We start from the raw sequence: 26,749 nt of genomic DNA on the forward strand, positions 1-26,749 counted from the left end.
ATCACCCCCGGCTCACGTGATCCACGTCACTGTGAGGTCAGATCAGTCATGTCCATGCCCAGCCAGTCCTCCGCGAGCCCCCACTCGCACCCGGCGTCCGCGAACCCCGACTCGCGTGCGTCCACCGTCGCAACAGCCGCCGCAACGCGAGGAGACTCCGTGGCCACCGACGCACCACCTCCCCCGAAATCCCCCACCCAACTCCCCTCCACCGAGGAGTTCGTCACGGTGCAGGAGAGCGCGGAGTTCGGTGAACTGCGCCGCTCCCACCGCTCCTTCGCCTTCCCGCTGACCGTCGGCTTCATCGCCTGGTACCTGCTGTACGTCCTGCTCTCCAACTACGCGGGCGACTTCATGGGCACCAAGGTCGTCGGCAACATCAACGTCGCCCTGGTCCTCGGTCTCGCCCAGTTCCTCACCACGTTCCTCATCGCCTGGTGGTACTCGCGGCACGCCGCTGCCCAGCTCGACCCCAAGGCGGATGCGATCAAGTCCCGGATGGAGGGCGGCGCATGAGCCCCGCACAGACGTTTCTCGCCGCAGGTGAGGCGAGCGAGCACCGGCCGCTGATCATCAGCCTCTTCGCGGTGTTCGTCGTCGCGACCCTGGTCATCACCGTCTGGGCGGGCCGCCAGACCAAGGGCGCCGCCGACTTCTACGCGGGCGGCCGCCAGTTCACCGGATTCCAGAACGGCCTCGCCGTCTCCGGCGACTACATGTCCGCCGCGTCGTTCCTCGGCATCGCGGGCGCGATCGCCCTCTTCGGCTACGACGGCTTCCTGTACTCCATCGGCTTCCTGGTCGCCTGGCTGGTGGCCCTGCTCCTGGTCGCCGAACCGCTGCGCAACTCCGGCCGCTACACCATGGGCGACGTCCTCGCGTACCGCATGCGCCAGCGCCCGGTGCGCACGGCCGCCGGCACCTCCACGATCGTCGTCTCGATCTTCTATCTGCTGGCCCAGATGGCGGGCGCCGGCGTCCTCGTCTCGCTGCTCCTCGGCATCACCAGCGACGCGGGCAAAGTCGGCATCGTCGCCCTGGTCGGCGTCCTGATGATCGTGTACGTCACCATCGGCGGCATGAAGGGCACCACCTGGGTGCAGATGGTCAAGGCCGTCCTGCTGATCATCGGCGCCCTGCTGCTCACCTTCCTGGTCCTGCTGAAGTTCGACTTCAACATCTCCGACCTGCTCGGCAAGGCGGCCGAGAACAGCGGCAAGGGCAGCCCCTTCCTGGAACCCGGCCTCAAGTACGGCGCCACCTCGACCACCAAGCTGGACTTCATCTCGCTCGGCATCGCCCTGGTCCTGGGCACCGCGGGCCTGCCGCACATCCTGATCCGCTTCTACACCGTGCCCACCGCCAAGACCGCGCGGAAGTCCGTGAACTGGGCGATCGGCCTCATCGGCGGCTTCTACCTGATGACGCTCGCGCTCGGCTTCGGCGCCGCCGCGCTCATCAAACCCGACGAGATCATCGCCTCCAACAAGGCGGGCAACACGGCCGCACCACTCCTTGCGCTCCATCTCGGCGGAGTCGACTCCAACTGGGGCGCCATCCTGCTCGCCTCCATCTCCGCCGTCGCCTTCGCCACGATCCTCGCGGTCGTCGCGGGCCTGACGCTGGCCTCCTCCTCGTCGTTCGCCCACGACATCTACGCGAACGTCATCAAGAAGGGCCAGGCCACCGAGAAGCAGGAGATGACCGCCGCCCGGTACGCCACGGTGGGCATCGGCGCCGTATCCATCCTGCTGGGCGCACTCGCCCGCGACCTCAACGTCGCAGGCCTCGTCGCGCTCGCCTTCGCGGTCGCCGCCTCCGCCAACCTGCCGACGATCCTCTACAGCCTCTTCTGGAAGAAGTTCACCACCCCGGGCGCGCTGTGGTCGATCTACGGCGGCCTGGTCACCGCCGTCGGCCTCGTGCTGTTCTCGCCGGTCGTCTCCGGCAAGCCCACCTCGATGTTCCCGGACGTCGACTTCCACTGGTTCCCGCTGGAGAACCCCGGCATCATCTCCATCCCGGTCGGCTTCCTGCTGGGCTGGCTCGGCACGCTGCTGTCCAAGGAGGAGCCCGACACCGGCAAGTACGCCGAGCTGGAGGTCCGCTCCCTCACGGGTACCGGCGCGCACTGAGTCCCGGCACCGCGCGGCCCCGCCGTAGGCCACCGGCAGATCACTGCTGGTAGGTCCCTACGACGGGGCCGCGCGGTGTCTCGTGGGATCGGGCCGGTGTTGTTGTCAGTCCCGTCACGTAGGCTCGGTCTTGTCCGGAACTTGTGATCCTGAACGAGGGAGGGGGCCCACGTGCTCATCGACACCTATGGCCGGGTGGCCACCGACCTGCGCGTCTCACTGACCGACCGGTGCAACCTCCGGTGCACGTACTGCATGCCCGAAGAGGGCCTCCAGTGGCTGGCCAAGCCCGACCTGCTCACGGACGACGAGATCGTCCGCCTCATAGACATCGCCGTGACGCGCCTCGGCATCACCGAGGTCCGCTTCACCGGCGGCGAACCCCTGCTGCGGCCCGGCATCGTCGGCATCGTCGAGCGCGTCGCGGCCCTCGCCCCGCGCCCCCAGATGTCCCTGACGACCAACGGCATCGGCCTCAAGCGCACCGCGACCGCGCTGAAGGCCGCGGGCCTGGACCGGGTCAACGTCTCGCTGGACACGCTGCGCCCGGACGTCTTCAAGACCCTCACCCGCCGTGACCGCCACAAGGACGTCCTCGACGGCCTCGAAGCCGCCCGCGACGCGGGCCTCACCCCGGTCAAGGTCAACTCGGTCCTGATGCCCGGACTGAACGCGGACGAGGCCCCCGACCTGCTGGCCTGGGCCGTGGCGCACGACTACGAACTGCGCTTCATCGAGCAGATGCCGCTGGACGCCCAGCACGGCTGGAAGCGCGAGGGCATGGTCACCGCGGGCGACATCCTCACCTCACTGCGTACGCGCTTCGAGCTCACCGAGGAGGGCGCCGACGAGCGCGGCTCCGCCCCCGCCGAGCGCTGGCTCGTCGACGGCGGCCCGCACCGCGTGGGTGTCATCGCCTCCGTCACCCGCCCGTTCTGCGCCGCCTGCGACCGCACCCGACTGACGGCCGACGGCCAGATCCGCACCTGCCTCTTCGCCACCGAGGAGACCGACCTCAGGGCCGCCCTGCGCTCGGACGCCCCCGACGAGGAGATCGCCCGCATCTGGCGCCTGGCGATGTGGGGCAAGAAGGCGGGCGCGGGCCTGGACGATCCCACCTTCGTCCAGCCGGACCGGCCGATGTCGGCGATCGGCGGCTGAGCTAGGCCTCGGGGTGCTCCGGCGAGTGCGAGGCCTCGGGGGAGCCCGGCGTGTTCGAGTCCTCCCACTCCGCCAGCGGCACGACGTCCTTCAAGAACCCGCGTATGCCAAGGAACTTGGACAGATGCTCCCGGTGCTCCTCGCACGCGAGCCATGTCTTGCGCCGCTCCGGCGTGTGCAGCTTCGGGTTGTTCCAGGCGAGCACCCACTCCGCGTCGGCACGGCAGCCCTTGGCCGAGCACTGTGCGGTGAGGGGGGCGGAGTCAGGGAGGGGAAGGTTCACACCGCAACCCTAAACGGCTCCGAAAAGGCGACGCCGAGCAGCCACGGGGGGAGCTGCCCGGCGTCGGTCCGTCGCTCCGACGGGGGATGCGGAGCGCGTACGAAGTATGTCACGGGGGACCCGGTGCCCGGCACCTGAACTACATGATTGATCTGAGCTTTTCTTGAGCTTGGCGAGCCATTGGATTCCGTTTCCGGCGGATCCCCGGTGGTCAGGTCCGCTCGCGCGATTCGCCCCGAGGACCCGCCCCGGGGTCGGCCACGACGTCCTCCGGGACGGGGTCCGCGAAGCCGTCGCGCGGCGCGGCGAAGCCGTCCTGCCGGGGCGGCGCGATCATCGGCCGGAGGGGAGTGGTGACGAACGTCGACGGCAGCGACGGCACGTTCTCCCGGCCCGCGTTGGCGATCACCACCGCGACATAGGGGAGCAGCGCGCCGAGTACCAGCGCGACAAGCGCGACGTGCCGCTCGACGTTCCACAGCGTAGCGGCGAGGATCACGGAGACCGTACGGACGGACATGGAGATGACGTACCGGCGCTGCCGGCCCCGTACGTCGTCCTCGAGTCCCTGCCTGGCTCCGGTGATCCGGAAGACCTGGCTCTTGGTCTGCTTCCGCATGACATTCCACCACCCGCCTGTGTCGGACTCTCCCCGGCCCGTACCTGCCCCGTACCCGGTCAGGGAACCAGGCCCGAACACGTTCCACGTTACGCCGCGACTGCGTCGGCTTCGAGACCGGGTCGGGTCCTTCCTGGCTGGCCGACCTGCGCCGTACCGCGTACGGCCCTGCCCGACATGCGCCGTACGACGGACCGGTCAAGACTGGGCGTAATGCTCACGTAGAGCCGTACTAGGAGGCAGCCATGGGCTGGTTGTGGGCGATCATCGTCGGGTTCGTACTGGGTCTGATCGCCAAGGCGATCATTCCGGGCAAGCAGCACAGCCCCCTCTGGCTGACGACCATCTTCGGCATGCTCGGCGCCATCGCCGGCAATGCGATCGCGCGCGGGTTCGGCGTCGACGCGACCTCGGGCATCGACTGGACCCGGCACGCGTTCCAGCTCGTGGCCGCGATCGTGATCGTCTTCCTCGGCGACATGGCCTACATGGCGGTGCGGGGCAACAAACAGCGGGCCTGAGCGCGCCTACGACGAAAGCGCGCCTACGACGAAGGGGGCGACCTCCCACACGGGAAGCCGCCCCCCTTCGTCATGCCGTACGCGGACTCAGACGCCCGTGACCTCCACCGCGGCCAGGTTCTTCTTGCCCCGGCGCAGCACCAGCCAGCGCCCGTGCAGCAGATCCTCCGCGGCGGGGACCGCGTCCTCGGCGGTGACCTTGACGTTGTTCACGTAGGCGCCGCCCTCCTTGACCGTGCGACGCGCGGCCGACTTGCTCGCCACCAGACCGACCTCGGCGAACAGGTCGACCACCTGGCCCAGCTCCGCGACCTTGATGTGCGGCACCTCGGAGAGGGCGGAGGTCAGCGTCGCGTCGTCCAGCTCACCGAGCTCGCCCTGCCCGAAGAGGGCCTTGGACGCGGCGATCACGGCGGCCGTCTGGCCGGCGCCGTGCACCAGCGTCGTCAGCTCCTCGGCCAGCGCGCGCTGCGCGGCGCGGGCCTGCGGACGCTCCTCCGTCTGCTTCTCCAGCTCCTCGATCTCCTCGTGGGACCGGAAGCTGAAGATGCGCAGGAACTTGGAGACGTCACGGTCGTCCGCGTTCAGCCAGAACTGGTAGAAGGCGTACGGCGTGGTCATCTCGGGGTCGAGCCAGATCGTGCCGGACTCGGTCTTGCCGAACTTCGTACCGTCCGCCTTGGTGATCAGCGGGGTGCCCAGGGCGTGCACCGCGGCCTCCGGCTCGACCCGGTGGATCAGATCGGTGCCCGAGGTGAGGTTGCCCCACTGGTCACTGCCGCCGGTCTGCAGCGTGCAGCCGTGCCTGCGGTACAGCTCCAGGAAGTCCATGCCCTGCAGGATCTGGTAGCTGAACTCCGTGTAGCTGATGCCCGTGTCGGAGTTGAGCCGCCGGGAGACGGCCTCCTTCGCGATCATCTTGTTGACCCGGAAGTGCTTGCCGACGTCACGCAGGAACTCGATGGCCGACAGGCCCTGGGTCCAGTCCAGGTTATTGACCATGATCGCGGCGTTCGGACCCTCGAAGTCCAGCAGCGGCGCGATCTGTGCGCGCAGCCGCTCGACCCACTGGGCCACGACCTCCGGTGCGTTGAGCGTGCGCTCGGAGTTCGGCTTGGGGTCGCCGATCAGGCCCGTGGCGCCCCCGACCAGGCCCAGCGGACGGTTCCCCGCCTGCTGGATCCGTCGCATCGTCAGGATCTGCACCAGGTTGCCGAGGTGCAGGCTGGGCGCGGTCGGGTCGAAGCCGCAATAGAACGTGACGGGACCGTCCGCGAACGCCTTGCGCAATGCGTCCTCGTCAGTGGAGAGGGCGATCAGCCCGCGCCACTTCAGTTCGTCGACGATGTCCGTCACGGTTCTCGTATCTCCTTGAAAGGTCCGGTGAATCTCGTACGAGGTTATACGCCCTGACTGACAGAGCTCATATTGAAGTCCGGGATGCGCAGGGCGGGCATCGCAGCCCTAGTGAACCAGTCGCTCCACTCGCGCGGCAGCGTCTTTTCCGTGCGCCCGGCCTCGACGGCCCGCCCCAGCAGGTCCACGGGCGACTCGTTGAACCGGAAGTTGTTCACCTCGCCGGTGACCTGGCCGTTCTCCACCAGGTACACGCCGTCCCTGGTCAGGCCGGTCAGCAGCAGGGTCGCCGGGTCGACCTCGCGGATGTACCAGAGGCAGGTCAGCAGCAGACCGCGCTCGGTGCTCGCGACCATCTCCTCCAGCGAGCGGTCCGCGCCGCCGTCGAGGATGAGGTTGTCGATCGTCGGAGCGACGGGCAGCCCGGTGAGGCCCGCGCTGTGCCGGGTCGTCGACAGATGCGCGAGTTCGCCCTCGCGGACCCAGTCGGTGGCTGCGAGGGGCAGCCCGTTGTCGAAGACCGACGCGGTGTCCCCGGAGGAGTGGGTCAGCACGAAGGGCGCGGACTCGAGGCCCGGCTCGTTCGGGTCGCTGCGCAGCGTCAGCGGCAGCTCGGTGAGCTTCTCGCCGAGGCGGGTGCCGCCGCCGGGCTTGCTGAAGACCGTCCGCCCCTCGGCCGCGTCCCGGGCCGCCGCCGACCACATCTGGTAGATCAGCAGGTCCGCGACGGCGGTCGGCGGCAGCAGGGTCTCGTAGCGCCCCGCGGGCAGCTCCACGCGCCGCTCGGCCCAGCCGAGCCGGACCGCCAGCTCCGCGTCCAGCGACGCCGGATCGACGTCCTTGAAGTCCCGCGTGGAGCGCCCCGCCCACGCCGAACGCTTACGGTCCGGCGACTTGGCGTTGAGCTCCAGCGTCCCGTTGGGCTGGTCGTGCCGCAGGCGCAGCCCGGTCGACGTACCCAGATAGCTGGAGACGAGCTCGTGGTTGGCGAAGCCGTACAGCTCGCGGCCACCGGCACGCGCGCGTGCGAACGATTCCCCGAGCGCCGGCGCGAAGTCCGCGAAGACGGCGGACGACGTCTCGGCGGGCGCGTCCGTGAAGTCGGGGGACTCGGCCACGCCCGTGACCAGCGGCTGGGCGTCCTCGGCGGGGCCCGCTCCGCGCGCGGCGGCCTCGGCGGCCCGCACCAGCGGCTCCAGCTCGTCCGCGGTCACGGCCGCGCGGGAGACGACGCCGGACGCCGTGCCCGCACGGCCGTCGACGGTCGCGATGACGGTGAGCGTACGCCCGCGCGTGACCCCGTTCGTGGTCAGCGCGTTGCCCGCCCAGCGCAGGTTGGCGGTCGACTGCTCGTCGGCGATCACCACGCAGCCGTCGGCCCGGGACAGTTCGAGGGCGCGCTCGACGACCTCGTGCGGCTTGTTCGTACGCGCGCTCATCGACCGGCCTCCTGCGTGGTGTTGAGAATGTTGACGCCCTTGAAGAGAGCCGACGGGCAGCCGTGCGAGACCGCCGCGACCTGTCCCGGCTGAGCCTTGCCACAGTTGAAGGCGCCGCCCAGCACGTACGTCCCCGGCCCGCCCACCGCGGCCATGGAACCCCAGAAGTCGGTGGTCGTCGCCTGGTACGCGACATCCCGCAGCTGGCCCGTGATCCGGCCGTTCTCGATCCTGAAGAACCGCTGTCCGGTGAACTGGAAGTTGTAGCGCTGCATGTCGATGGACCATGACCGGTCGCCGACCACATAGATCCCGCGGTCCACGCTGCCGATGAGATCCTCGGTCGACATCCCGGCGGGATCGGGCTGGAGCGACACATTGGCCATGCGCTGCACGGGCACATGCCCGGGGGAGTCGGCGTACGCGCACCCGTTGGACCGCTCGAAGCCGGTCAGCTTCGCGATGCGCCGGTCCAGCTGGTAGCCGACGAGTGTGCCGTCCTTGACGAGGTCCCAGGACTGCCCCGCCACCCCCTCGTCGTCGTACCCGATGGTCGCGAGCCCGTGTTCGGCGGTGCGGTCACCGGTGACGTTCATCAGCTCGGAGCCGTAGCGGAGCTTGCCCAGCTGGTCGAAGGTGGCGAAGGAGGTCCCGGCGTACGCGGCCTCGTAGCCCAGCGCGCGGTCCAGTTCGGTGGCGTGGCCGATGGACTCGTGGATGGTCAGCCACAGGTTGGAGGGGTCGACGACCAGGTCGTACACCCCCGCCTCCACACTCGGCGCGCGCATCTTCTCGGCGAGCAGTTCGGGAATCCTGCCCAGCTCGGACTCCCAGTCCCAGCCGGTGCCCATCAGGTACTCCCAGCCGCGCCCGACCGGCGGAGCGATGGTCCGCATCGAGTCGAACTCACCGCTCGACTCGTCGACCGCGACGGCGGTGAGCTGCGGATGCAACCGCACACGCTGCTGCGTGGTCACGGTCCCGGCCGTATCGGCATAGAACTTGTTCTCGTGCACGGTCAGCAGCGAGGCGTCGACGTGGTTCACGCCGTCCGCCGCCAGCAGCCGCGAGCTCCAGTCCGCGAGCAGCCCGGACTTCTCCTCGTCCGGTACGGAGAAGGGGTCGATGTCGTACGACGAGATCCATGTCTTCTCGGCGTGCACCGGCTCGTCCGCGAGCTCGACCCGCTCGTCCGAACCCGCGGCCTTGATCACCTGTGCGGACAGCTTCGCCATGGCCACGGCCTGACCCGCCACCTTCGCGGCGGCGTCCATCGTCAGGTCCACCCCCGACGCGAAACCCCAGGTCCCGCCGTGCACCACCCGCACCGCGTACCCCAGGTCCGTGGTGTCCGACGACCCCGCGGGCTTCGCGTCCCGCAGCCGCCAGGCGGCACTGCGCACCCGCTCGAACCGGAAGTCCGCGTGCGCGGCGCCCAGCGCGCGGGCGCGGGCCAGCGCGGCGTCCGCCAGGGCGCGTAGTGGCAGTGCCAGGAATGACTGATCGACTTCGTGGGGCACGGGTGGGTTTCCCTTCGTTCAGGCCGTCGAAAACGCCAGTCCGAAGTCAAACACGGCAGGTATGCACAGCGCGTGGGGATTGATGACGGACTGATTCGGGCGACCTGACTGTAGGGATCCCACAGTGAGGCCCCTGAGCCACTGTCGGTGCCCGATTCCCCGCCCGGGGGACGGGACCGATAGATTTTCGAGGAAGGCACTTGTCCCCGCAGGGGAATCAGACCGATATCGAAAGGGTGATCCGTTGAGCCGCTCGGTTCTCGTCACCGGAGGCAACCGGGGCATCGGCCTCGCCATCGCCCGCGCGTTCGCCGATGCCGGCGACAAGGTCGCGATCACGTACCGTTCGGGTGAGCCCCCGTCGGGCTTCCTGGCCGTCAAGTGCGACATCACCGACACCGAGCAGGTGGAGCAGGCCTACAAGGAGATCGAGGCCGAGCACGGTCCGGTCGAGGTTCTGATCGCCAACGCCGGCGTCACCAAGGACCAGCTCCTGATGCGCATGTCCGAGGAGGACTTCACGTCCGTCCTCGACACCAACCTCACCGGCGCCTTCCGGGTCGTCAAGCGCGCCAACCGTGGCATGCTGCGCGCCAGGAAGGGCCGCGTCGTGCTCATCTCGTCGGTCGTCGGTCTGTACGGCGGCCCCGGCCAGGCCAACTACGCGGCGTCCAAGGCCGGTCTGGTCGGCTTCGCGCGCTCGCTCGCCCGTGAGCTCGGGTCGCGCAACATCACCTTCAACGTCGTCGCCCCCGGGTTCGTCGACACCGACATGACCAAGGCGCTCACCGACGAGCAGCGCGAGGGCATCGTGAAGCAGGTGCCGCTCGGTCGCTACGCGCAGCCCGAGGAGATCGCCGCAACGGTGCGGTTCCTCGCCTCCGACGACGCTTCGTACATCACTGGAGCCGTCATTCCCGTTGACGGCGGACTGGGAATGGGTCACTGATCACCATGAGCGGAATTCTCGAGGGCAAGCGCGTCCTGATCACCGGTGTGCTGATGGAGTCCTCCATCGCCTTCCACGCCGCGAAGCTGGCCCAGGAGCAGGGCGCCGAGATCATCCTGACTGCGTTCCCGCGGCCGACGCTGACCGAGCGCATCGCTCGGAAGCTCCCCAAGCCCACCAAGGTCATCGAGCTCGACGTCACCAACGAGGAGCACCTCGGGCGCCTGGCCGACCTCGTCGGTGAGGAGCTCGGCGGTCTCGACGGCGTCGTGCACTCCATCGGCTTCGCGCCGCAGGACGCGCTCGGCGGGAACTTCCTCAACACGCCGTTCGAGTCCGTGGCCACGGCCATGCACGTCTCGGCGTACTCCCTGAAGTCGCTGACCATGGCCTGTCTGCCGCTGATGCAGAACGGCGGCTCCGTCGTCGGTCTGACCTTCGACGCCCAGTACGCGTGGCCGCAGTACGACTGGATGGGCCCGGCCAAGGCCGCCCTGGAGGCCACCAGCCGCTACATGGCGCGTGACCTGGGCAAGCAGAACATCCGCTGCAACCTCGTCTCCGCGGGCCCGATCGGTTCCATGGCCGCCAAGTCCATCCCGGGCTTCAGCGACCTGGCCGCCGTCTGGGACGAGCGTTCCCCGCTGGAGTGGGACCTCAAGGACCCGGAGCCGGCCGGCAAGGGCATCGTCGCCCTGCTGAGCGACTGGTTCCCGAAGACCACCGGCGAGATCATCCACGTCGACGGCGGTCTGCACGCGATCGGCGCGTAAGCGTTTGCGCAATCGCTTGCGTACGGCGTCGACGCCCCGTTTCCCGCAGTGTGCGGGGAGCGGGGCGTCGCCCGTTCGGCGCAGCTGACCGGGCGGCCGGGACGGCGCACCGCGCACGCTGGGAGAACGCACCGCCCCGCAGCCGTACGGCCGAGGAGGTCCCCTTGTGCGCCTGTCCCGCAGCTTGGCCCCGGTCTTCGCCGCTGTCGCCCTCCTGATGACCCTGCCGTACGACGCCACCTCCCACGTGCGCGTGCACGCCGAAAAGCCCGTCGAGCCACAGCCGTTCGGCGCCGAGTGCCGTACCTCCGTCATCGGCTCGCACGCGGTCGCGTACTGCCACAACCCCTATGTGGACACCGATCGCGTGCGCCTGCACATCGAGTGCGACCGCTGGTGGGACATCGACAGCGACAGCTCCCCGGTGGCGGCGGGACCCGCGGCCACCGTGCGGCTGACCGGACGGTGCTGGAAGGAGATCCGTTCCGTGTGGGTCAGCCACCAGCGCTAGCAGAGTCCAGTCTTCCCGGGCGGCACAGGAACGGGTAGCCCGCGGCCTCCGCGGCGGCCGCGGTCGCGTCGCCCGTGCGGATCGCGTCGACGAGCCGGGTGTGGTCCATGTAGGTCTCCGGCGTCAGCTCCTCGCCGACGTCCTCGCGCAGCCAGTCGCGCAGCACCTCGCCCAGGTCCGCGTACATCGCCGTCATGACGTCGTTGTGGGAGGCGGCCACCACCGCCATGTGGAAGCTCGCGTCGGCGGTCACGAAGGCCTCCGCGTCGCCCGACTCCCAGGCCTCGTCGCGGCGTACGAGGAGGGCGTCCAGCTGCTTCAGATCGCGTTCGGTGCGCCGCTCGGCGGCCAGCTTCGCCGCGCTCGACTCCAGCGTGGAGCGCAGCTCGGCGATGTGCCGCGGGTCCGCGTCGGCGAAGCGGCGGTGCATCACGCCGGCCAGCTCGCTGGTCGCCACGACGTAGGTGCCCGAGCCCTGCCGGATGTCCAGCAGGCCGTTGTGCGCGAGCGCGCGGACGGCCTCACGCACCGTGTTGCGGGCGACGCCCAGCTGCTCCACCAGCTCCGGCTCGGTGGGGATGCGTGAGCCGACCGGCCACTCGCCCGAGGTGATCTGAGTCCGCAGCTCTGCGATGACCTGCTCGGACAGCGCCGAACGGCGGGGGTGGTTCAACGCCATGGCATTCCTTCGTACGCGAGTGGACAGCCGTGCAGGAGTGGACAACCAATCATCCCATGATTCTATGATGGGCGGCATGGCCAGTGAGGAAACCCGGACGACCGGGACGACGAAGTCCCCACCGATACGCAGCTCCGCGGGCACGGACCCGGAGACCGAAACGGCCGCCACGCGCGCGTGGGCGACGCGACTGGTGATCGCCGGCATCGTCCTCAGCGCTCTCAACCTGCGCCCGGCGATCACCAGCCTCGGCGCCCTCCTCGAAGAGGTGCGCGACGGGCTCGGCATGAGCGGCAGCGTCGCCGGACTGCTCACCTCCGTGCCACCGTTCTGCTTCGCCCTCTTCGGTGTCATGGCGCCGCGGCTCGCCCGCCGCTTCGGGCCCGGCGCGGTCGTCTGCGCGGGAATGGTCGCCATCACGGCAGGCCTGGCGATCCGGCCCTACGTCGGGAGCACTGCCGGCTTCCTCGCCGCCAGCGCACTCGCACTCATGGGCATCGCCGTCAGCAACGTCCTGATGCCGGTGATCGTCAAGCGCTGGTTCCCGGACCGCGTCGGCTCCATGACCGGGCTCTACTCGATGGCGCTCGCTCTGGGCACCTCGGCCGCCGCCGCGGTGACCGTGCCCATGACCGGTGCCCTCGGCGGGAGTTGGCAGTCGGGACTCGCCGTCTGGGCGGGGCTCGCGGCGGTCGCCGTGGTGCCGTGGATCTTCCTCGTCCGCGAACGGGGTCCGGCCGCCGCCGAGGGTGCCCCCGCCCGGGAGGAGCCCCCGGCACTGCGGATCACCCGGAGCCGTACGGCCTGGGCTCTGGCCGTCTTCTTCGGACTCCAGGCCACCGCCGCGTACATCACGATGGGCTGGATGGCACAGATCTTCCGCGACGCGGGCGTCCCGGCCTCCACCGCCGGTCTGCTCCTCGCCGTCACGATGGTGATGGGCGTGCCGCTCGCCTTCGTCATCCCGCGCCTCGCCGCCCGGCTGCCCCACCAGGGGCCCATCGTCGTCGCGCTGGGCGTCTCGGGCCTCGCCGGATACGCGGGCCTCTACCTCGCCCCGGCGGGCGGGGCCTGGGCCTGGGCCGTGCTGCTCGGCGTCGCCAACTGCTCCTTCCCGCTGGCCCTCACCATGGTCGGCATGCGGGCCAGGAGCGGCGCGGGCGTCGCCCAGCTGTCGGCCTTCGCACAGAGCACCGGTTACCTGATCTCGATCCCCGGCCCACTCCTGGTTGGCGTGCTCTACCAGCACAGCGGCGGCTGGGGCCTGCCCATCGCGCTCATGGCCGCGCTGATGGTCCCGCAGATCGTGGTGGGCGTCCTGGCGGGGCGCAACCGCACGGTGGAGGACGAGGCGGCCCGCTGAAACCGGGCCAGGGGGACGCCGCCCGCTGAACCTGCCCCCGGCAGCAGCAAGGCGGACGAAGGGTGCGAGACTTGCCGTATGCCTTTGCTCGACCCGAACCCCCAGAACGGCCAGAAGAAGATGCTGCTCGTGCTCGGCGCGATGCTGGCCATCACCGTGATCATCGGCATCATCGCGACCATCGCCTCGCCATGATCATCGCCTCGCCATGATCATCGCCTCGCCGTGACCGTCGCTTCGCCGTGGAACGTGCTCCTCCATCGCCGGAGGTGGGGCTAACCCCCCATCCCCTAGGGGGTGAGTGTCAGGGTCAAGTGGGTGGATCTCCGGATGGGTTGAGGGCTCCGGATTCCGTAGCTTCGAGTTGTGCCCGCGAGGACGTGGAGCACGCACCACCCGAAGACCCACGGAGGCGGCATGTCGGCCCGTACGTACACCCGGCCCCACCCGGCGACCACGGGCGGCATCGAAAGCCGGCTGCCCTGGTGGGCCCTCGCCCTGCCGGCCCTCGCCTTCGTCGCTCTGCTTCTTCTGATACTCAACCCGTCGGACGCGCAGGCCGCGGGTGGCGACCCGGCGATCACCCACGTCTTCGAGCGCATCCAGCAGGCGGTCCTGCACCAGGCGTCCTGAGCCCCCGGCCGCTGCGTCCCCGGCCTCCTGAGCAGCCCTGACCGGGCCTGCCACGGGGCCCTGTCACCCATGGTGGGGGACCCCGCCAACTCCCTGCGCCCCATGGCGTGTTTCATGCGAAGCTGGGACGCATGAGCGTCGCAGAACCCCGCAGGATTGTCCTCTTCCGGCATGCGAAAGCCGACTGGCCACAGGTGTCCGACCATGAGCGGCCGCTCGCCGACCGGGGCCGCAAGGACGCGGCCGTCGCCGGACTCAAGCTGGCCGACACCGGAATCCCCTTCGATCTGGCCCTCTGCTCCACCGCGGTCCGGACCCGCGAGACCTGGAAGCTCGCCGTCCAGGAGTTCCCGCACCGGCCGAAAACGGTCTACGAGGAGCGGCTCTACGAGGCCTCGCCCGGCGAGCTGATCGCCGTACTCAACGAAACGCCCGACGACGCGCAGAACGTGGTCCTGATCGGACACAATCCGGGCGTGCAGGGCCTCGCCGAGATCCTGGCCGGTCAGGCCGAGAGTGACGCCCGCACCCGGATGAACGCGCACGGCTTCCACGCCGGTGCCTTCGCGGTGCTCTCCTTCGACGGCTCCTGGAAATCCCTGGAGCCCGGAGTGGGCACGCTCCTCGACTACTGGGCGCCGACCGAGTAACCGCACCCCCGCGTATCCCTACGTGGACGGGGCCCGGCACCATCGCGGTGCCGGGCCCCGTCGGGCGTCGTCATGAGCGCCTGATCACGTGACCTTCAGTGGTCGCCCAGGTGCATGTCCGCGGCCTCGACCTCTTCGCGGGTGACGCCCAGCAGATACAGGACCGTGTCCAGGAAGGGCACGTTCACGGCGGTGTGCGCGGCCTCGCGGACGACGGGCTTGGCGTTGAACGCGACGCCGAGACCGGCCGCGTTCAGCATGTCGAGGTCGTTCGCGCCGTCGCCGATGGCCACGGTCTGGGCCAGCGGCACACCAGCCTCCGCGGCGAACCGGCGCAGCAGCCGCGCCTTGCCCGCCCGGTCCACGATCTCCCCGGTGACCCGGCCCGTCAGCTTCCCGTCGACGATCTCCAGCGTGTTGGCCTGCGCGAAGTCGAGCCCGAGCCGCTCCTTCAGATCATCGGTGACCTGAGTGAAACCGCCCGAGACGACACCGACTTGGAAGCCGAGCCGCTTCAGCGTACGGATCAGCGTGCGCGCCCCCGGCGTCAGCCGGACCTCGCTGCGCACCTTGTCCACGACCGAGGCGTCGAGACCCGCGAGCAGCTCCACGCGCGCGTGCAGCGACTGCTCGAAGTCCAGCTCGCCGCGCATCGCGGCGGCCGTCACCTCGGCGACCTCCTTCTCGCAGCCGGCGTGCGCGGCGAAGAGCTCGATCACCTCGTCCTGGATGAGCGTGGAGTCCACGTCCATGACGACCAGGCGCTGGGCCCGCCGGTGCAGCCCCGCCGCCACCACCGCGACATCGACACCGAGTGCCGAGGCCTCGGTCACCAGGGCCGTGCGCAGCGTCTCGGTCTCCGTGCCGGACACGGCGAACTCGACCGCCGTCACCGGGTACTTGGCGAGCCGGAAGATACGGTCGATGTTGCCGCCGGTCCGCGTGATCCGCGCCGCGATCGCGGCCGTCGACTCGGCGGTGAGCGGGTGCCCGAGCACGGTGACGAGCGAGCGCCCGAGGCCGCGCGGCCGGTTGTCACCGAGGCCGGAGATGATCTCCGCCTGCATCTTCATCGACTCCGCCCAGCTGTGGACGGTGGCCCGCAGATCACCCTCCAGCCCGGCGGGCGGCTCGGTCACGAGCGCGCACAGCACCATCCGGCCACGGGTGACGACCTGCTCGATGTCGACCACGTCGACCGAGTAGGCGGCGAGGGTGTCGAAGAGACCGGCTGTGATGCCCGGCCTGTCCTTGCCGAAGATCTTGACGAGGACGGTAGGGAAATCAGAGGTCTGCGAAGCGCTCATGGTGTTCCCACCGTATCCGGCACCCAGTGCCTTCCGCCCCTGCGGTCCGCCTGACGGACAGGGAACACTTGGTGTCACCACGGTGGCGCGCACTTTGCCCGGGAGTGTCGGGCTGGGTCAGTCCCTCCGCCGAGGCCTCCCCGGCGGCGGAGGCGGCGGGCCTTCCTCGGACGAGGACGAGGACGAGGGCGGAGAAGAGGACGGAGGCGGCGGAGGTGGCGGCGGCACGCTCCCGGACCGGGACCCCCGCTGCTTCGGCGGCCGCGGTGGCGGCGCGATCGGCCCTACGACCGTGGGCGCGCCGTACACGTTGTCGGGTGGGCGCGGTCCCTCAGGCGACCGGGTGGGATCGGGCGGCCGTACGTTCCCCGGTGGCCGCCCGCTCCCGGACGGCCATGTGCCCCCGGGCGCCCCGGACTGCCGCGCACCCCGAGGCCCACGCGTTCCCGGCGGCCGGCGGTTGTCCGGTTCCCGGAGTTCGTCGGGCAGGCGCAGATACGGGTTGGTGTCGGGGTTCGCCGGACGGAACGGTGTGGCGGGGTTGTAGGGGCCCGACGGGTGCACGAGGTCCAGCTCGGCCGCCACCGGCCCGGCCGCCGCCGCGTCACCCCGTGCCAGGGGTGCCGCCCGCCGCCCCGCGGCCCCGCTCGCGCAGGCCAGCAGCGCCCCGGCCGCCCCCGCACCCGCGCCCCAGGCCGCGCCGAGCACCAGGGCCATGCCCGGATGGCCGTGCAACTCGATCCCGGCACCGAACGCGTCGAAGCCGAGCACCGACAGGGAGGCGTTCGCGGAGACGTCCGTCAGCCACGCCAGCAGGGGCAGCGCCAGGGCCGTCACGATCCCGAGCGGAAGCGCGCAGCGCCCGGCGAAACCGAGGACGCCACCGCGCCGTACGTTCGCGGCGCCCGGGTCTCCCGCGAGGGCGGCGCCCCCTTCGGACCGTACGAACGGAGTACGCGCGGCCGTCAGGACGCCCGCGAACAGCATCATGACCGCCGTCGCGACCGCCAACAGCCAGACACGGTTGTCCAGTTCGGCGAGGCGGCCCACCGTGACGGGCCGGTCGGAGTCGATGCTCAGCAGCTTGTCCAGGGGGTCCGGAAGCAGTTTGGCGAGTTCGCCGGTGGCCTTGCCGTCCCAGGGCACGAAGAGGCCGATCGGGATGCCCAGCCACACGCCGTTGGGTGCCCCGAGCAGTGCCGCGCCCGCGATCCGCTTGGGGTGGGCGTCGCCGATCGCCGCGTACGCCGCCGCCGCGAACCCCGCCGCGACCGCCACCAGCAACACCGCGACCAGCGCGGAAGCGGCCGGCCTGACGACGCGGTGCACGGCCTCCCAGCCGCGCGGCAGCGGAGTGCGGCGCGAGGCCAGCAGAGCGATCACGAGGACCCCGGCCGCCCAGGCCGCGCCTCCCAGCAGCGTCGGCACGGTGTCGACGGTGAAGCCGACCGCGGCCTTGGCGTTCACGAGATCGCCGATCTTGTCCGGCAGCAGCCCCCCGATGTTCCCCAGCCCGCCGGGGAGTTTGTCCGTGATGTCGCCGAGTCCGCCGCCCGCCTTGTCGAGTCCGAGCTTGCCGCCGTCGATCGTGATGATGTCGTGACCGGCCCAGGCGAGCCCGCCCAGGGTCGCCACGAAGAGGACGACCACCGCGACCGCGCGCGTCACGAGTTCGGGCAGAGCGATCACAACTCCCGCGCCGCGTAAGGACCGTAGGAAGAACCAGGACAGCAGGAGCGCGCCCACCAGCCCCACGCCGAGTGGCGTGATCTGAATGGCGGTGTGCGCCTCCGCTCCTTTCAGGCCGAACGCCGAGACATCGCCGGCCGGGGTGACCGAACCACCCGCACCTAGCGCCACAACCGCCGCGGTCATCGGCCCGAGCGAGCCCGCCGTGTCCGCCTCCAGCAGATGCAGTCCGAGCGCCGCGACGCCCGCCATTCCGATCAACGCCCAGCTCACAGAGGCGATCGCGGACACCAGCACGTCACCCCATGGAACCCTCCGGCCGTGGTCAGCCCTGTCGATGCTCATCGTCAGACCCCCCGATCCGCGCCGCGGTTTCGGACCGCGGTGTCCCCCTCGCGTGGGATTACCACTCTCCGGGCCGGTTTCAACCCCGTCAACGGGAACGGACAACCCGCCCGTACGCATCCTTCACAAGGCCCGACTTTCGGTCAGGGGGCTCCTACTGAAATAGTTCCCCACGATGTTCGACATCCCTAGACTCCCTGTGATGGGGGTAACTCGGGGGACAACTCAGTGGGGCTGGAGTGCCGGAACTCGTACTGGAATTGAATGGACGGACCTGGACGCTGGACGCGTCCAGGCCATACACCCTCGGACGTGATCCGCAGGGAGACATCGCGGTCGACGACGCCAGGGTGTCCTGGCGTCACGCCACGATCAGCTGGGGCGGCCGCAGTTGGGTCATCGAGGACCACGGCAGCACCAACGGCACGTTCGTGCAGGGGCAGCGGATCCATCAGATGGAGATCGGCCCCGGCTCGGCCGTGCACCTCGGCAACGCGACCGACGGCCCGCGCCTGAACCTCTCGGGTGCCGCCGCGGCCGTGGCGCCGCAGCAGGCGCAGCCCCAGCAGCAGCCGTTCGCGGCGCAGGGCGCGAGCCCCGGCTGGGCACAGCAGCCTCAGCAGCCGCAGGTGCAGGCGCCCGAGCAGAGCTGGCAGCCGCCGCAGCAGGCCGCACACATCCCGCCCCAGCAGGGCGGCCCCGGTGGTGGCGCGGGGGCGCCGCCGGTGTACGGCGACCGCAGCCCGACCACGTTCCACCAGCTGGCCCTCGGCCGCGTGATGCGCATCGGTCGTGCGCTGGAGAACGAGCTGGTGGTCTCCGACCTCCAGGTCTCCCGCCACCACGCCGAGTTCCACGCGACGCCCGACGGCCGCTACGAGATCCGCGATCTCGGCTCGCACAACGGCACCTACGTCAACGGCCAGCCGATCGCCAAGGGCGGCTCCGCGCTGCTCGGCCCGAACGACATCGTCGGTGTCGGCCACTCGACGTTCCGGCTGGTCGGCGACCGCCTCGAAGAGTTCGTCGACACCGGTGAAGTCTCCTTCTCCGCACGGCACTTGACGGTCACCGTCGACGGCGGCAAGCAGATCCTCAAGGACGTCTCCTTCGGCGTACCGGAGAAGTCGCTCATCGCGGTCATCGGCCCCTCGGGCTCCGGGAAGTCGACGCTCCTGAAGGCGCTCACGGGCTACCGCCCCGCCAACCAGGGTGACGTCCTCTACGACAACCGAAACCTGTACAAGCAGTTCGCCGAGCTGCGCCAGCGCATCGGTCTGGTCCCGCAGGACGACATCCTGCACAAGGAACTGACCGTCAAGAGGGCCCTCAAGTACGCGGCCAAGCTGCGCTTCCCCGCCGACACCACGGGCCAGGAGCGCGACGCCCGCATCGACGAGGTGCTGCGCGAGCTCAAGCTGGACATCCACAAAGAGAAGAAGATCACCTCCCTCTCCGGTGGCCAGCGCAAGCGCGTCTCGGTGGCCCTGGAGCTGCTGACCAAGCCGTCGCTGATCTTCCTGGACGAGCCGACCTCCGGCCTCGACCCGGGCATGGACCGCGACGTCATGCAGCTGCTGCGCGGCCTCGCCGACGACGGCCGTACGGTCCTCGTCGTCACGCACTCCGTGGCCGAGCTGGCGATCTGCGACAAGCTCCTCGTGATGGCGCCCGGCGGTTCGGTGGCCTACTTCGGCCCGCCGGAGGAGGCGCTGAACTTCTTCGGCTACGACACCTGGGCCGACGTCTTCTCCGCCTTCGAGAACTACCGCGACTACGACTGGGCGGGCCGCTGGAAGGGCTCGCAGCACTACCAGATGTACGCCGCGGACATCGACGCCATCGCCCCGCAGTCGGTGCAGATGCCGCCGGCGCAGGCGATGCGGCCGCCGAAGCCGCAGGGCTGGGGCTCACAGCTGATGACGCTGATCCGGCGCTATGTGTCGGTGATCGCGTCCGACAAGGGCTTCCTGGCGCTGACGGTGATCCTGCCGGCGGTGCTCGGTGCGGTGAGCCTGCTGATCGACGCGGACAAGGACCTGCTGGTGCGGGGGATCAGCCCGCAGACCCACCAGCCCGTCCCGAACGGCACAGCCACCACGGTGCTGCTGATCCTCGCGGTGGGCGCGTGCTTCGCGGGCGCCGCCAACTCCGTCCGCGAGCTGATCAAGGAGCGGGTGATCTACGAGCGGGAGCGCGCGACGGGTCTGTCCCGTTCGGCCTACCTGATGTCCAAGGTCATCGTCCTCGGCACGGTCACCATGCTCCAGGGGGCCATGGTCGGCGTGATCGGCTTCTCCAGCCGGGTCATCCCCGACAAGGGTCTGATCTTCGGCACCGGCAAGGCCGCCGTCATGCTCGAACTCTCCATCCCGATCATGCTGCTCGGCTTCACGTCGATGATGTTCGGCCTGGTCATCTCCTCGCTGGTGAAGACCTCCGAGAAGACGATGCCGCTGCTGGTGATGTTCGCGATCATCCAGGTCGTCTTCACCGGCTGCCTGTTCACCCTGCACGGCAGTGTCGGCGTCAACGAGTTCTCGTATCTGATGCCGTCGCGCTGGGCGGTCGCCGGTGCGGGCGCCACGCTGGACTTCAACAACATCAGCCCGCCCAAGAAGATCGGCGACACGGACCCGCTGTGGGAGCACACGGTCGGCGCCTGGGGCATGGACATGATCGCGCTGATCGTCCTCGGCGTGGTCTGCGCCTTCTTCGTGGCTCGCTTCCTGCGCCGCCACGAGCCCGAGGTCATGCGCAAGTAGTCACACGTTGTCGTACGCCGAAGGGCGGCACCCCCACCGGGGTGCCGCCCTTCGGCGTACGTGCGTGTCAGAGGTCCGCGCCGACCTCAGTACGCGCTGTTGACGTTGTCCATCGAGCCGTACTTGTCGGCCGCGTAGTTGGCGGCGGCCGTGATGTTGGCGACCGGGTTGTAGATGTTCCACGAGGTGCCGGCCACGTGGTAGGCGTTGAAGGTCGGCTGGATGACCTGGAGCAGACCGATCGACGGGGTACCGTTCTGGGCGTTGACGTCCCAGCCGTTGATGGCGTTCGGGTTGCCCGTCGACTCCCGCATGATGTTGCGGTACAGGCCGTCGTACGTGCCCGGGATGCCGTGCTTCGCCATGATGTCCAGCGACTGGTGGATCCAGCCGTCCAGGTTGTTGGCGTAGGTCTTGACGGCGATCGCCTTGACCTTGGCTCGCTGCGCGGACCGGCTCGCGGCGGCCTTCGCCTTGCGCTCCTGAGCGGCCTTCTCGGCGGCCTTCTTCGCTGCGGCCTTCTTCTTGGCGGCGGCGGCCGCGGCGGCGGCCTTCTTCTTCGCGGCAGCGTCGTCCGCGGCCTTCTTCGCCGTGAAGGACTTGGCCGCCAGGTCGGCGCTGGCCAGCTGGCTGGCGAAGCTGTCCTTCGTGTCCTTGATCTGCTGCTGGCTGAAGACCACGGGGGTGGTGGAGGCGGCGGCCTCGCTCGTCGTGGTCGATCCGTTGCTCGGCACCAGGGTGAAGGCGAGGGCGGCGGCGCCGAGGGCGGCCACACCGGCCATCGAAAGCTTGTGGGTCTTGGTCAGCGCGGGACTATGACCAGGAGCGTTGGTGTGCTTGGGCATGACTGATGGACCTCTTCGAATAGCGCGGAGGTCGCTCACGGTCCGGTGGGGGACTGAGTTTTTCCGGAACAAACGCCGCGGGGCGAAACCCGCGGCGTTGAGCGACGGCTGCCATTCTTAGCGGCCGCAAAATCCTGTGGCAAAGGTGTGACGTACGAAGCTGCATAGTGGACCGCAGAAGGGCAAATCGGGGCAGAGTGTCACGTCTGCCCCGCTCACCCCGGTCCCCTTTATCTCCTATGCGCCTTCGTACGTGATGTGCGTCCTATGCGCGGCGTCACATCGGCCATGCGGCGCTGTCACCGGCAGTTGCTGGCGCAATGCTCAACGTGAGGGTTCTCGTTCGGAAGGATGAGGTGCACGTCCCCGAACTCGTGCCACAGGTAGCGCCCACGCAGCGCCTCCTCATAGCTGCGGTCGATCGCCGCCCGCCCCGCGACGGCCTCCAGCATCAGCAGATGCGAGGCCGCCGGCTCGTGCAGCCCGGTCAGCAGCCCGTCGATGACCCGCACCCCGCGCTCAGGGGTCACCACGAGGTCCGTCCAGCCCTCCACGGCCCGCACGACCCCGTCGGCGCCGACCGCGGACTCCACGGCCCGCACAGCCGTCGTACCGACCGCGACGATCCGCCCACCGCCCGCCCTCGCCGCGTTGATCAGCCGCGCCGACGTCCTGGGCACGGCGAAGCGCTCCGGGTACGGCGGCTCGTGCGACTCGGCCGATGCCACCCCCGTGTGCAGGGTGACCGGCGCGAACTGCACGCCCCGGCTCACCAGCTCCGCCACCAGCCGCGCGGTGAAGGGCCGCGCCGCGCTCGGCATCTCCGCGCTGCCCGCACCGTCGGCGGACGGCAGCGCGAACACCGTCTGGTAGACGGACAGCGGCTGATCCCTCTCTGTATAGGAGTAACGAATGGGGCGCCCGTGCCGCCCCAGCATCCCCAGGACGTCCCCGCCCGGCACCCGCGCCCACCACAGCCGCGCGCTGCCCGCCGCCAGCGTCTCCTCCAGTACGAGTCGTACGTCCCCGGGAAAGCGCACCTCTGTCCCCGCGGGCCCGCCCGCCCGCGCACGTGTAGTACCCCGTCCGTCCGGATCCCGCAGCTCGACGGCCCATCGCCCGTCGTCGCCCCGTGTGGAGAAATGCACCACCACGCGCGCGTGCCCGACGCGCCCGTCGACCGCCGCGGCCAGCGTGGACGACGTATTGACGACGAGCAGATCCCCGGCTCTCAGCTGCCCGGGCAGCTCGGCGAACGCGTGATGCGACACCTCAGGGCCGCGCGAGACGAGCATCCGCACCGCGTCCCGGTCCAGCCCCGCCCCGCGCTGCTCGGCCGGCACCCGCGCCGACAGCTCCTTGGGAACCTGCACCGCGGAGGTCGTCACCGCGCCTCCAGCAGGGCCGGCGCCGCATAGCGGCCACTGGCCGGACGCTCGGCTGATCCTTTTGACGCCGCCCTCGCACTGCTCGGCCCCGGGGGGCCTCCCAGGCTTCGGGACGGCTGCGCCGGACTCCGTCCGTCGGTGGTGGTATCGGTCATCGGGTCACCTCCAGCAGCGACAGCGCCCCATACCGGCCACTGGCCGGACGCTCGTCCAGCAGTCGCAGAAAGGCCGGAACCACACTGTCCGGCGTCGGCCGCGGATCACCGTCGTCCGGTACGGCCGCCGCGTACAGGTCCGTCCCCATGTCCCCCGGATCCACCGCCCACACCCGCAGCCCGGGTTCCTCCTCGCCGAGCACCGCCGACAGATGGTCGAGCGCCGCCTTCGACGCCCCGTACCCGCCCCAGGTCTCGTACGCCTCGGCCGCCGCGTCCGAACTGACATCGACGACCGTGCCCGCCCGCGAGGCCCGCAGCAGCGGCAGCGCCTCCTGGATCAGGCCCAGCGCGGCGACCACATTGACCTCCAGCGCCTGCCGCAGCCCCTCCAGCGGCAGATCCTCCAGGCGTACGAGCGGTTCGGCGCCCAGCGCGCTCGCGTTGTTCACCAGAAGGTCCACGCCCCCGAGCTTCCGCGCCGCCGCCACCAGCTCGACGCGGTGCCCGGCGTCCGTGACGTCCCCGGGCAGCGCCTCCACCCGCGTCCCGTACTCCGACAGCGCCGCCGCCGTCCGCTCCAGCACGTCCGCGGTTCTGGCGTCGAGCACCAGATCCCAGCCGCGCTCCGCCAGGGCCGCGCCGAGCGCCCGCCCCAGCCCCTTCGAAGCCCCCGTGATGATCGCTACCGGCATGACATCCGTCCCCTCGTCCCGTGCCCGCCGTTCCCGGCCGGCCTCTTCAACGTAGGAACCGGACCGTGCCCGCCGCCTCGTCCGCGGGCCGCAATGATCCGGGGCCCTTTGCCCTAGGCCCACCGGCCTAGGCGGCGGCCGTCACAGGTCCGATCCGCGTTGTCGCACCCCGCCGGTACTTTGGGGTCATGAGTCAAGGTCCACGGTCCGGCCTGTACGCGGTGAGCTCCGCGCTGCTGGCCATGAGCAGGCACCTCGAGGTGCGCGACGTCCTCAAGACGATCGTCGCCTCGGCCCGCGAGCTGCTCGACGCGCAGTACGCGGCGCTCGGCGTCCCCGACGACCACGGAGGCTTCGCCCAGTTCGTGGTCGACGGCATCAGCGACGCCCAGTGGAAAGCCATCGGCCCGCTCCCGCGCCAGCACGGCATTCTCGCCGCGATGCTGCACGAGGCCCGCCCCGAGCGTCTCGCCGACGTGCGCAAGGACCCGCGCTTCGAGGGGTGGCCCGCCGCCCACCCCGACATGTCCGACTTCCTGGGCCTGCCGATCCGTGACGGCGACGAGGTGATCGGCGCGCTGTTCCTCGCCAACAAGAACTGCGCCAAGCCGGACGGCAGCTGCGGCTTCACCGAGGACGACGAGGAACTGCTGACGATCCTCGCCCAGCACGCCGCGATCGCCCTGACCAACGCCCGGCTCTACGAGCGCAGCCGCGAACTCACCATCGTCGAGGAGCGTTCCCGGCTCGCCCACGAACTGCACGACGCCGTCAGCCAGAAGCTCTTCTCCCTGCGCCTGACCGCACAGGCCGCCGCCGCCCTCGTCGACCGTGATCCGTCCCGCGCCAAGGGCGAACTCCAGCAGGTCGCCGCGCTCGCCGCGGAAGCCACCGAGGAACTGCGCGCCGCCGTCGTCGAGTTGCGCCCCGCCGCACTCGACGACGACGGCCTGGTCGCCACGTTGCGCACCCAGATCCAGGTCCTCGACCGCGCCCACTCCGCGCACGTGACCTTCGACAGCGGCGGTGTCCGCGCGCTGCCCGCGGCCCAGGAGGAGGCCGTGCTGCGCGTCGCCCAGGAGGCCCTGCACAACGCGCTGCGGCACTCGGGGGCGACCCGCGTCGACGTGACCCTGGAGAGGAGCGGCCCGGGCGCCGTGCTGCGGGTCACCGACGACGGCAGCGGGTTCGACCCCCAGGCGATACGCAGCGCAGGGCGCCACCTCGGGCTGGTGTCCATGCGCGACCGGTCGAGCGGGGTCGGTGGCACCCTCACCGTGGAATCGGCGCCCGGCAAGGGCACCACGATCGACATGGAGGTCCCTGGTGGCTGACGCAATCAAGGTGCTGCTGGTCGACGACCACCAGGTGGTCCGCCGCGGCCTGCGCACCTTCCTCGAAGTGCAGGACGACATCGAGGTCGTGGGCGAGGCGTCCGACGGCGCCGAAGGAGTCGCCCGAGCCGAGGAGTTGAGGCCCGACGTCGTCCTCATGGACGTCAAGATGCCGGGCATGGACGGCATCGACGCGCTGCGCAAGCTCCGCGAACTGGCCAACCCCGCACGGGTGCTGATCGTCACCAGCTTCACCGAGCAGCGCACCGTCGTCCCGGCCCTGCGAGCCGGCGCCGCCGGGTACGTGTACAAGGACGTGGACCCCGACGCCCTCGCCGGAGCCATCCGCTCCGTGCACGCCGGGCACATCCTGCTGCAGCCCGAGGTGGCGGGTGCCCTGCTGTCCCAGGAGGAGTCCAACTCCGGGCAGGGGAGGGGTGGTTCGCTCACCGAGAGGGAGCGCGAGGTGCTCGGTCTGATCGCCGACGGCCGCTCCAACCGGGAAATCGCCCGCGCCCTCGTCCTCTCCGAGAAGACCGTCAAGACGCACGTATCGAACATCCTGATGAAGCTCGACCTGGCGGACCGCACCCAGGCCGCGCTCTGGGCCGTACGTCATGGCGTGGCCTGACGAGCGGCACGCGACCGGCAATTCGGAGGGTCTCCCTCCGGGCTGAGATTCATACCGTCGGGTGTATGTCCCCCGGATGGCGCATCCTCGGCCGACCCCCGCCGTTCTCCAGTGCGTGCTGCGGCGACTTGCCGCGGTGATCGCCAAGGGAGGGCTTAGAAGTGAAGAACCTGAAGAAGGCCACGGCAGTCGCGATGGTGGCCGGCGGCCTGGTTGCCGCTGGTGCCGGTATGGCCTCCGCCACCAACGGGGCGCAGGCGGGTGGCGCGGCCGAGCACTCGCCGGGTGTCGTCTCGGGCAACCTCATCCAGGCCCCGGTCCACGTCCCCGTGAACGCGGTCGGCAACAGCGTGAACGTCATCGGTGCCCTGAACCCGGCCTTCGGCAACCTGGGCGTCAACCGCTGAGGTTCCGCACCGCACGATCATGACCACCGGCTTCCCGGGTACCCCGGGAGGCCGGTCAGGTTGTAGGCCGGTAGCCCTGTCGGCTCGTAGCCCTGTCGGTCGGTAGTCCTGTCGATCCATCGGGCCAATGGCCCGAACGGGCACTTCGGCGGGGCCTCCCGTGCCGTTTGGGACCGGCAGGCGTTCCTCAGCGTACGACCCGCGGCCGGGTCGGATCCGCAAACGCAGGAGGAACACTTCCCATGAACATCGCCAAGAAGGCCGCCCTGGCCATCACCGTCGCCGGTATCGCCGCGGGCGCTTCCGCCGGTGCGGCTGTCGCCGACTCGGGTGCCGACGGCGCGGCCGTGAAGTCGCCGGGCGTCGGCTCGGGCAACCTCGTCCAGGTCCCGGTCCACGTCCCGGTGAACGTGGTCGGCAACACCGCCAACCTCATCGCCCTGCTCAACCCCGCCTTCGGCAACACGGGCGTGAACGACTGACCTGTTCCACCCTGTAGGAGCCCCGCCGACCACACTGGTCAGCGGGGCTCTTCTGCGCAGCCGCTCAAGCTGCGGGCAAGCGTGCCTGTGTCACTGCCCCAAGGGCGTCACGGG

Annotated in this window: 27 protein-coding genes; 16 read left to right on the forward strand and 11 right to left on the reverse strand. The window is 70.2% G+C overall.

Annotated elements, in window-relative coordinates; genetic code table 11:
• Positions 1–159 precede the first annotated feature (159 nt).
• The 3 genes from AB5J56_RS34800 to moaA all read left to right on the forward strand — a co-directional run bounded on the left by AB5J56_RS34800 (position 160) and on the right by moaA (position 3,296).
• Positions 160–516, forward strand: a complete 357-nt coding sequence (locus AB5J56_RS34800; RefSeq protein ID WP_369238677.1) for a DUF485 domain-containing protein — start codon at positions 160–162, stop codon at positions 514–516.
• Complete coding sequence (locus AB5J56_RS34805) at positions 513–2,135, forward strand: cation acetate symporter (protein WP_369238679.1); 1,623 nt, start codon at positions 513–515, stop codon at positions 2,133–2,135. Before AB5J56_RS34800 ends, AB5J56_RS34805 begins: the two co-directional genes overlap by 4 nt.
• A 171-nt stretch (positions 2,136–2,306) precedes the next feature.
• Positions 2,307–3,296, forward strand: coding sequence for a GTP 3',8-cyclase MoaA (moaA, locus tag AB5J56_RS34810; RefSeq protein WP_369238681.1), 990 nt, complete (start codon positions 2,307–2,309; stop codon positions 3,294–3,296).
• 1 nt (position 3,297) lies between these two features.
• On the opposite strand, the gene AB5J56_RS34815 is transcribed toward moaA, so the two are convergent.
• A complete protein-coding gene (locus tag AB5J56_RS34815) occupies positions 3,298–3,579 on the reverse strand; it encodes a hypothetical protein (RefSeq protein WP_369238683.1) in 282 nt (93 codons plus the stop codon).
• Positions 3,580–3,790: 211 nt separating this feature from the next.
• Positions 3,791–4,198 carry a DUF3099 domain-containing protein gene (locus AB5J56_RS34820; protein ID WP_369238685.1) on the reverse strand — a complete coding sequence of 136 codons (408 nt, stop codon included), beginning with the start codon at positions 4,196–4,198 and terminating at the stop codon, positions 3,791–3,793.
• A gap of 245 nt (positions 4,199–4,443) precedes the next feature.
• On the opposite strand from AB5J56_RS34820, the gene AB5J56_RS34825 reads away from it, so the two are divergent.
• Entirely contained in the window at positions 4,444–4,719 is a 276-nt protein-coding gene (locus AB5J56_RS34825) for a GlsB/YeaQ/YmgE family stress response membrane protein (RefSeq protein WP_369238687.1), read from the forward strand.
• An 87-nt stretch (positions 4,720–4,806) separates the two neighbouring features.
• On the opposite strand, the gene tyrS is transcribed toward AB5J56_RS34825, so the two are convergent.
• Genes tyrS through AB5J56_RS34840 form a run of 3 tightly spaced genes read right to left on the reverse strand, consistent with a single transcriptional unit; the run spans position 4,807 to position 9,034 of the window.
• Positions 4,807–6,075, reverse strand: coding sequence for a tyrosine--tRNA ligase (gene tyrS, locus AB5J56_RS34830; protein ID WP_369238689.1), 1,269 nt, complete (start codon positions 6,073–6,075; stop codon positions 4,807–4,809).
• A gap of 44 nt (positions 6,076–6,119) precedes the next feature.
• Positions 6,120–7,514 carry a metallopeptidase TldD-related protein gene (locus tag AB5J56_RS34835; protein WP_369238691.1) on the reverse strand — a complete coding sequence of 465 codons (1,395 nt, stop codon included), beginning with the start codon at positions 7,512–7,514 and terminating at the stop codon, positions 6,120–6,122.
• Entirely contained in the window at positions 7,511–9,034 is a 1,524-nt protein-coding gene (locus AB5J56_RS34840) for a TldD/PmbA family protein (protein WP_369238693.1), read from the reverse strand. Before AB5J56_RS34840 ends, AB5J56_RS34835 begins: the two co-directional genes overlap by 4 nt.
• Before the next feature lie 244 nt (positions 9,035–9,278).
• Here AB5J56_RS34840 and fabG point away from each other — a divergent pair, with 244 nt between their 5' ends.
• From fabG to AB5J56_RS34855, 3 genes are all read left to right on the forward strand, one after another.
• Entirely contained in the window at positions 9,279–9,983 is a 705-nt protein-coding gene (gene fabG, locus AB5J56_RS34845; protein ID WP_369238695.1) for a 3-oxoacyl-[acyl-carrier-protein] reductase, read from the forward strand.
• A 5-nt stretch (positions 9,984–9,988) separates the two neighbouring features.
• Complete coding sequence (gene fabI, locus AB5J56_RS34850) at positions 9,989–10,756, forward strand: enoyl-ACP reductase FabI (protein WP_369238697.1); 768 nt, start codon at positions 9,989–9,991, stop codon at positions 10,754–10,756.
• Between the two features lie 166 nt (positions 10,757–10,922).
• Positions 10,923–11,267 carry a hypothetical protein gene (locus AB5J56_RS34855; RefSeq protein WP_369238699.1) on the forward strand — a complete coding sequence of 115 codons (345 nt, stop codon included), beginning with the start codon at positions 10,923–10,925 and terminating at the stop codon, positions 11,265–11,267.
• Here the strand turns inward: AB5J56_RS34855 and AB5J56_RS34860 are convergent.
• On the reverse strand, positions 11,251–11,946 hold the full coding sequence (locus AB5J56_RS34860; protein WP_369238701.1) for a FadR/GntR family transcriptional regulator: 696 nt from the start codon (positions 11,944–11,946) through the stop codon (positions 11,251–11,253). The genes AB5J56_RS34855 and AB5J56_RS34860 overlap by 17 nt on opposite strands.
• Positions 11,947–12,010: 64 nt before the next feature.
• Here AB5J56_RS34860 and AB5J56_RS34865 point away from each other — a divergent pair, with 64 nt between their 5' ends.
• The 4 genes from AB5J56_RS34865 to AB5J56_RS34880 all read left to right on the forward strand — a co-directional run bounded on the left by AB5J56_RS34865 (position 12,011) and on the right by AB5J56_RS34880 (position 14,592).
• On the forward strand, positions 12,011–13,309 hold the full coding sequence (locus AB5J56_RS34865) for a CynX/NimT family MFS transporter (RefSeq protein ID WP_369238703.1): 1,299 nt from the start codon (positions 12,011–12,013) through the stop codon (positions 13,307–13,309).
• Between the two features lie 78 nt (positions 13,310–13,387).
• Entirely contained in the window at positions 13,388–13,504 is a 117-nt protein-coding gene (locus tag AB5J56_RS34870; protein WP_369238705.1) for an SGM_5486 family transporter-associated protein, read from the forward strand.
• A 222-nt stretch (positions 13,505–13,726) separates the two neighbouring features.
• Entirely contained in the window at positions 13,727–13,942 is a 216-nt protein-coding gene (locus tag AB5J56_RS34875; RefSeq protein WP_369238707.1) for a hypothetical protein, read from the forward strand.
• A gap of 131 nt (positions 13,943–14,073) precedes the next feature.
• Positions 14,074–14,592, forward strand: coding sequence for a histidine phosphatase family protein (locus tag AB5J56_RS34880; RefSeq protein WP_369238709.1), 519 nt, complete (start codon positions 14,074–14,076; stop codon positions 14,590–14,592).
• Positions 14,593–14,687: 95 nt separating this feature from the next.
• Here AB5J56_RS34880 and serB read toward each other — a convergent pair whose 3' ends face one another.
• Together serB and AB5J56_RS34890 are read right to left on the reverse strand one after the other, a co-directional pair.
• Positions 14,688–15,899, reverse strand: coding sequence for a phosphoserine phosphatase SerB (gene serB, locus AB5J56_RS34885; RefSeq protein ID WP_369238711.1), 1,212 nt, complete (start codon positions 15,897–15,899; stop codon positions 14,688–14,690).
• A 117-nt stretch (positions 15,900–16,016) separates the two neighbouring features.
• The gene (locus AB5J56_RS34890; RefSeq protein ID WP_369238713.1) at positions 16,017–17,933 is read right to left on the reverse strand and encodes a streptophobe family protein; all 1,917 of its coding nucleotides are present in this window, start codon (positions 17,931–17,933) and stop codon (positions 16,017–16,019) included.
• A gap of 239 nt (positions 17,934–18,172) precedes the next feature.
• Between AB5J56_RS34890 and AB5J56_RS34895 the strand changes: the two genes are divergently transcribed.
• Positions 18,173–20,698 (forward strand): FHA domain-containing protein, encoded by a 2,526-nt coding sequence (locus tag AB5J56_RS34895; protein ID WP_369238715.1) that lies wholly within the window; start codon positions 18,173–18,175, stop codon positions 20,696–20,698.
• A gap of 86 nt (positions 20,699–20,784) precedes the next feature.
• Here AB5J56_RS34895 and AB5J56_RS34900 read toward each other — a convergent pair whose 3' ends face one another.
• The 3 genes from AB5J56_RS34900 to AB5J56_RS34910 all read right to left on the reverse strand — a co-directional run bounded on the left by AB5J56_RS34900 (position 20,785) and on the right by AB5J56_RS34910 (position 23,781).
• Positions 20,785–21,543, reverse strand: a complete 759-nt coding sequence (locus tag AB5J56_RS34900) for a transglycosylase SLT domain-containing protein (RefSeq protein WP_369238717.1) — start codon at positions 21,541–21,543, stop codon at positions 20,785–20,787.
• A gap of 299 nt (positions 21,544–21,842) precedes the next feature.
• Positions 21,843–22,931 carry an S-adenosylmethionine:tRNA ribosyltransferase-isomerase gene (locus AB5J56_RS34905; protein WP_369238719.1) on the reverse strand — a complete coding sequence of 363 codons (1,089 nt, stop codon included), beginning with the start codon at positions 22,929–22,931 and terminating at the stop codon, positions 21,843–21,845.
• A gap of 151 nt (positions 22,932–23,082) precedes the next feature.
• Positions 23,083–23,781 carry an SDR family NAD(P)-dependent oxidoreductase gene (locus AB5J56_RS34910; RefSeq protein WP_369238721.1) on the reverse strand — a complete coding sequence of 233 codons (699 nt, stop codon included), beginning with the start codon at positions 23,779–23,781 and terminating at the stop codon, positions 23,083–23,085.
• 188 nt (positions 23,782–23,969) lie between these two features.
• Here AB5J56_RS34910 and AB5J56_RS34915 point away from each other — a divergent pair, with 188 nt between their 5' ends.
• The 4 genes from AB5J56_RS34915 to AB5J56_RS34930 all read left to right on the forward strand — a co-directional run bounded on the left by AB5J56_RS34915 (position 23,970) and on the right by AB5J56_RS34930 (position 26,635).
• On the forward strand, positions 23,970–25,115 hold the full coding sequence (locus AB5J56_RS34915; protein WP_369238723.1) for a GAF domain-containing sensor histidine kinase: 1,146 nt from the start codon (positions 23,970–23,972) through the stop codon (positions 25,113–25,115).
• Entirely contained in the window at positions 25,108–25,746 is a 639-nt protein-coding gene (locus AB5J56_RS34920; RefSeq protein WP_369238725.1) for a response regulator, read from the forward strand. Before AB5J56_RS34915 ends, AB5J56_RS34920 begins: the two co-directional genes overlap by 8 nt.
• A gap of 161 nt (positions 25,747–25,907) precedes the next feature.
• Positions 25,908–26,153 (forward strand): chaplin, encoded by a 246-nt coding sequence (locus AB5J56_RS34925; RefSeq protein ID WP_369238727.1) that lies wholly within the window; start codon positions 25,908–25,910, stop codon positions 26,151–26,153.
• Positions 26,154–26,395: 242 nt separating this feature from the next.
• Positions 26,396–26,635, forward strand: coding sequence for a chaplin (locus AB5J56_RS34930; protein ID WP_369238729.1), 240 nt, complete (start codon positions 26,396–26,398; stop codon positions 26,633–26,635).
• Positions 26,636–26,749: the final 114 nt, after the last annotated feature.

Source organism: Streptomyces sp. R21 (genome assembly GCF_041051975.1).
Classification (GTDB): domain Bacteria; phylum Actinomycetota; class Actinomycetes; order Streptomycetales; family Streptomycetaceae; genus Streptomyces.

Excerpts from the sequence above, each read along its gene's own strand:
- AB5J56_RS34805 (WP_369238679.1), top strand. The coding sequence starts at position 513 with ATGAGCCCCGCACAGACGTTTCTCGCCGCAGGTGAGGCGAGCGAGCAC.
- AB5J56_RS34820 (WP_369238685.1), bottom strand. The coding sequence starts at position 4,198 with ATGCGGAAGCAGACCAAGAGCCAGGTCTTCCGGATCACCGGAGCCAGG.
- AB5J56_RS34825 (WP_369238687.1), top strand. The coding sequence starts at position 4,444 with ATGGGCTGGTTGTGGGCGATCATCGTCGGGTTCGTACTGGGTCTGATC.
- AB5J56_RS34835 (WP_369238691.1), bottom strand. The coding sequence starts at position 7,514 with ATGAGCGCGCGTACGAACAAGCCGCACGAGGTCGTCGAGCGCGCCCTC.
- fabI (WP_369238697.1), top strand. The coding sequence starts at position 9,989 with ATGAGCGGAATTCTCGAGGGCAAGCGCGTCCTGATCACCGGTGTGCTG.
- AB5J56_RS34860 (WP_369238701.1), bottom strand. The coding sequence starts at position 11,946 with ATGGCGTTGAACCACCCCCGCCGTTCGGCGCTGTCCGAGCAGGTCATC.
- AB5J56_RS34865 (WP_369238703.1), top strand. The coding sequence starts at position 12,011 with ATGATGGGCGGCATGGCCAGTGAGGAAACCCGGACGACCGGGACGACG.
- AB5J56_RS34870 (WP_369238705.1), top strand. The coding sequence starts at position 13,388 with ATGCCTTTGCTCGACCCGAACCCCCAGAACGGCCAGAAGAAGATGCTG.
- AB5J56_RS34875 (WP_369238707.1), top strand. The coding sequence starts at position 13,727 with ATGTCGGCCCGTACGTACACCCGGCCCCACCCGGCGACCACGGGCGGC.
- AB5J56_RS34880 (WP_369238709.1), top strand. The coding sequence starts at position 14,074 with ATGAGCGTCGCAGAACCCCGCAGGATTGTCCTCTTCCGGCATGCGAAA.
- serB (WP_369238711.1), bottom strand. The coding sequence starts at position 15,899 with ATGAGCGCTTCGCAGACCTCTGATTTCCCTACCGTCCTCGTCAAGATC.
- AB5J56_RS34890 (WP_369238713.1), bottom strand. The coding sequence starts at position 17,933 with ATGAGCATCGACAGGGCTGACCACGGCCGGAGGGTTCCATGGGGTGAC.
- AB5J56_RS34900 (WP_369238717.1), bottom strand. The coding sequence starts at position 21,543 with ATGCCCAAGCACACCAACGCTCCTGGTCATAGTCCCGCGCTGACCAAG.
- AB5J56_RS34910 (WP_369238721.1), bottom strand. The coding sequence starts at position 23,781 with ATGCCGGTAGCGATCATCACGGGGGCTTCGAAGGGGCTGGGGCGGGCG.
- AB5J56_RS34915 (WP_369238723.1), top strand. The coding sequence starts at position 23,970 with ATGAGTCAAGGTCCACGGTCCGGCCTGTACGCGGTGAGCTCCGCGCTG.
- AB5J56_RS34930 (WP_369238729.1), top strand. The coding sequence starts at position 26,396 with ATGAACATCGCCAAGAAGGCCGCCCTGGCCATCACCGTCGCCGGTATC.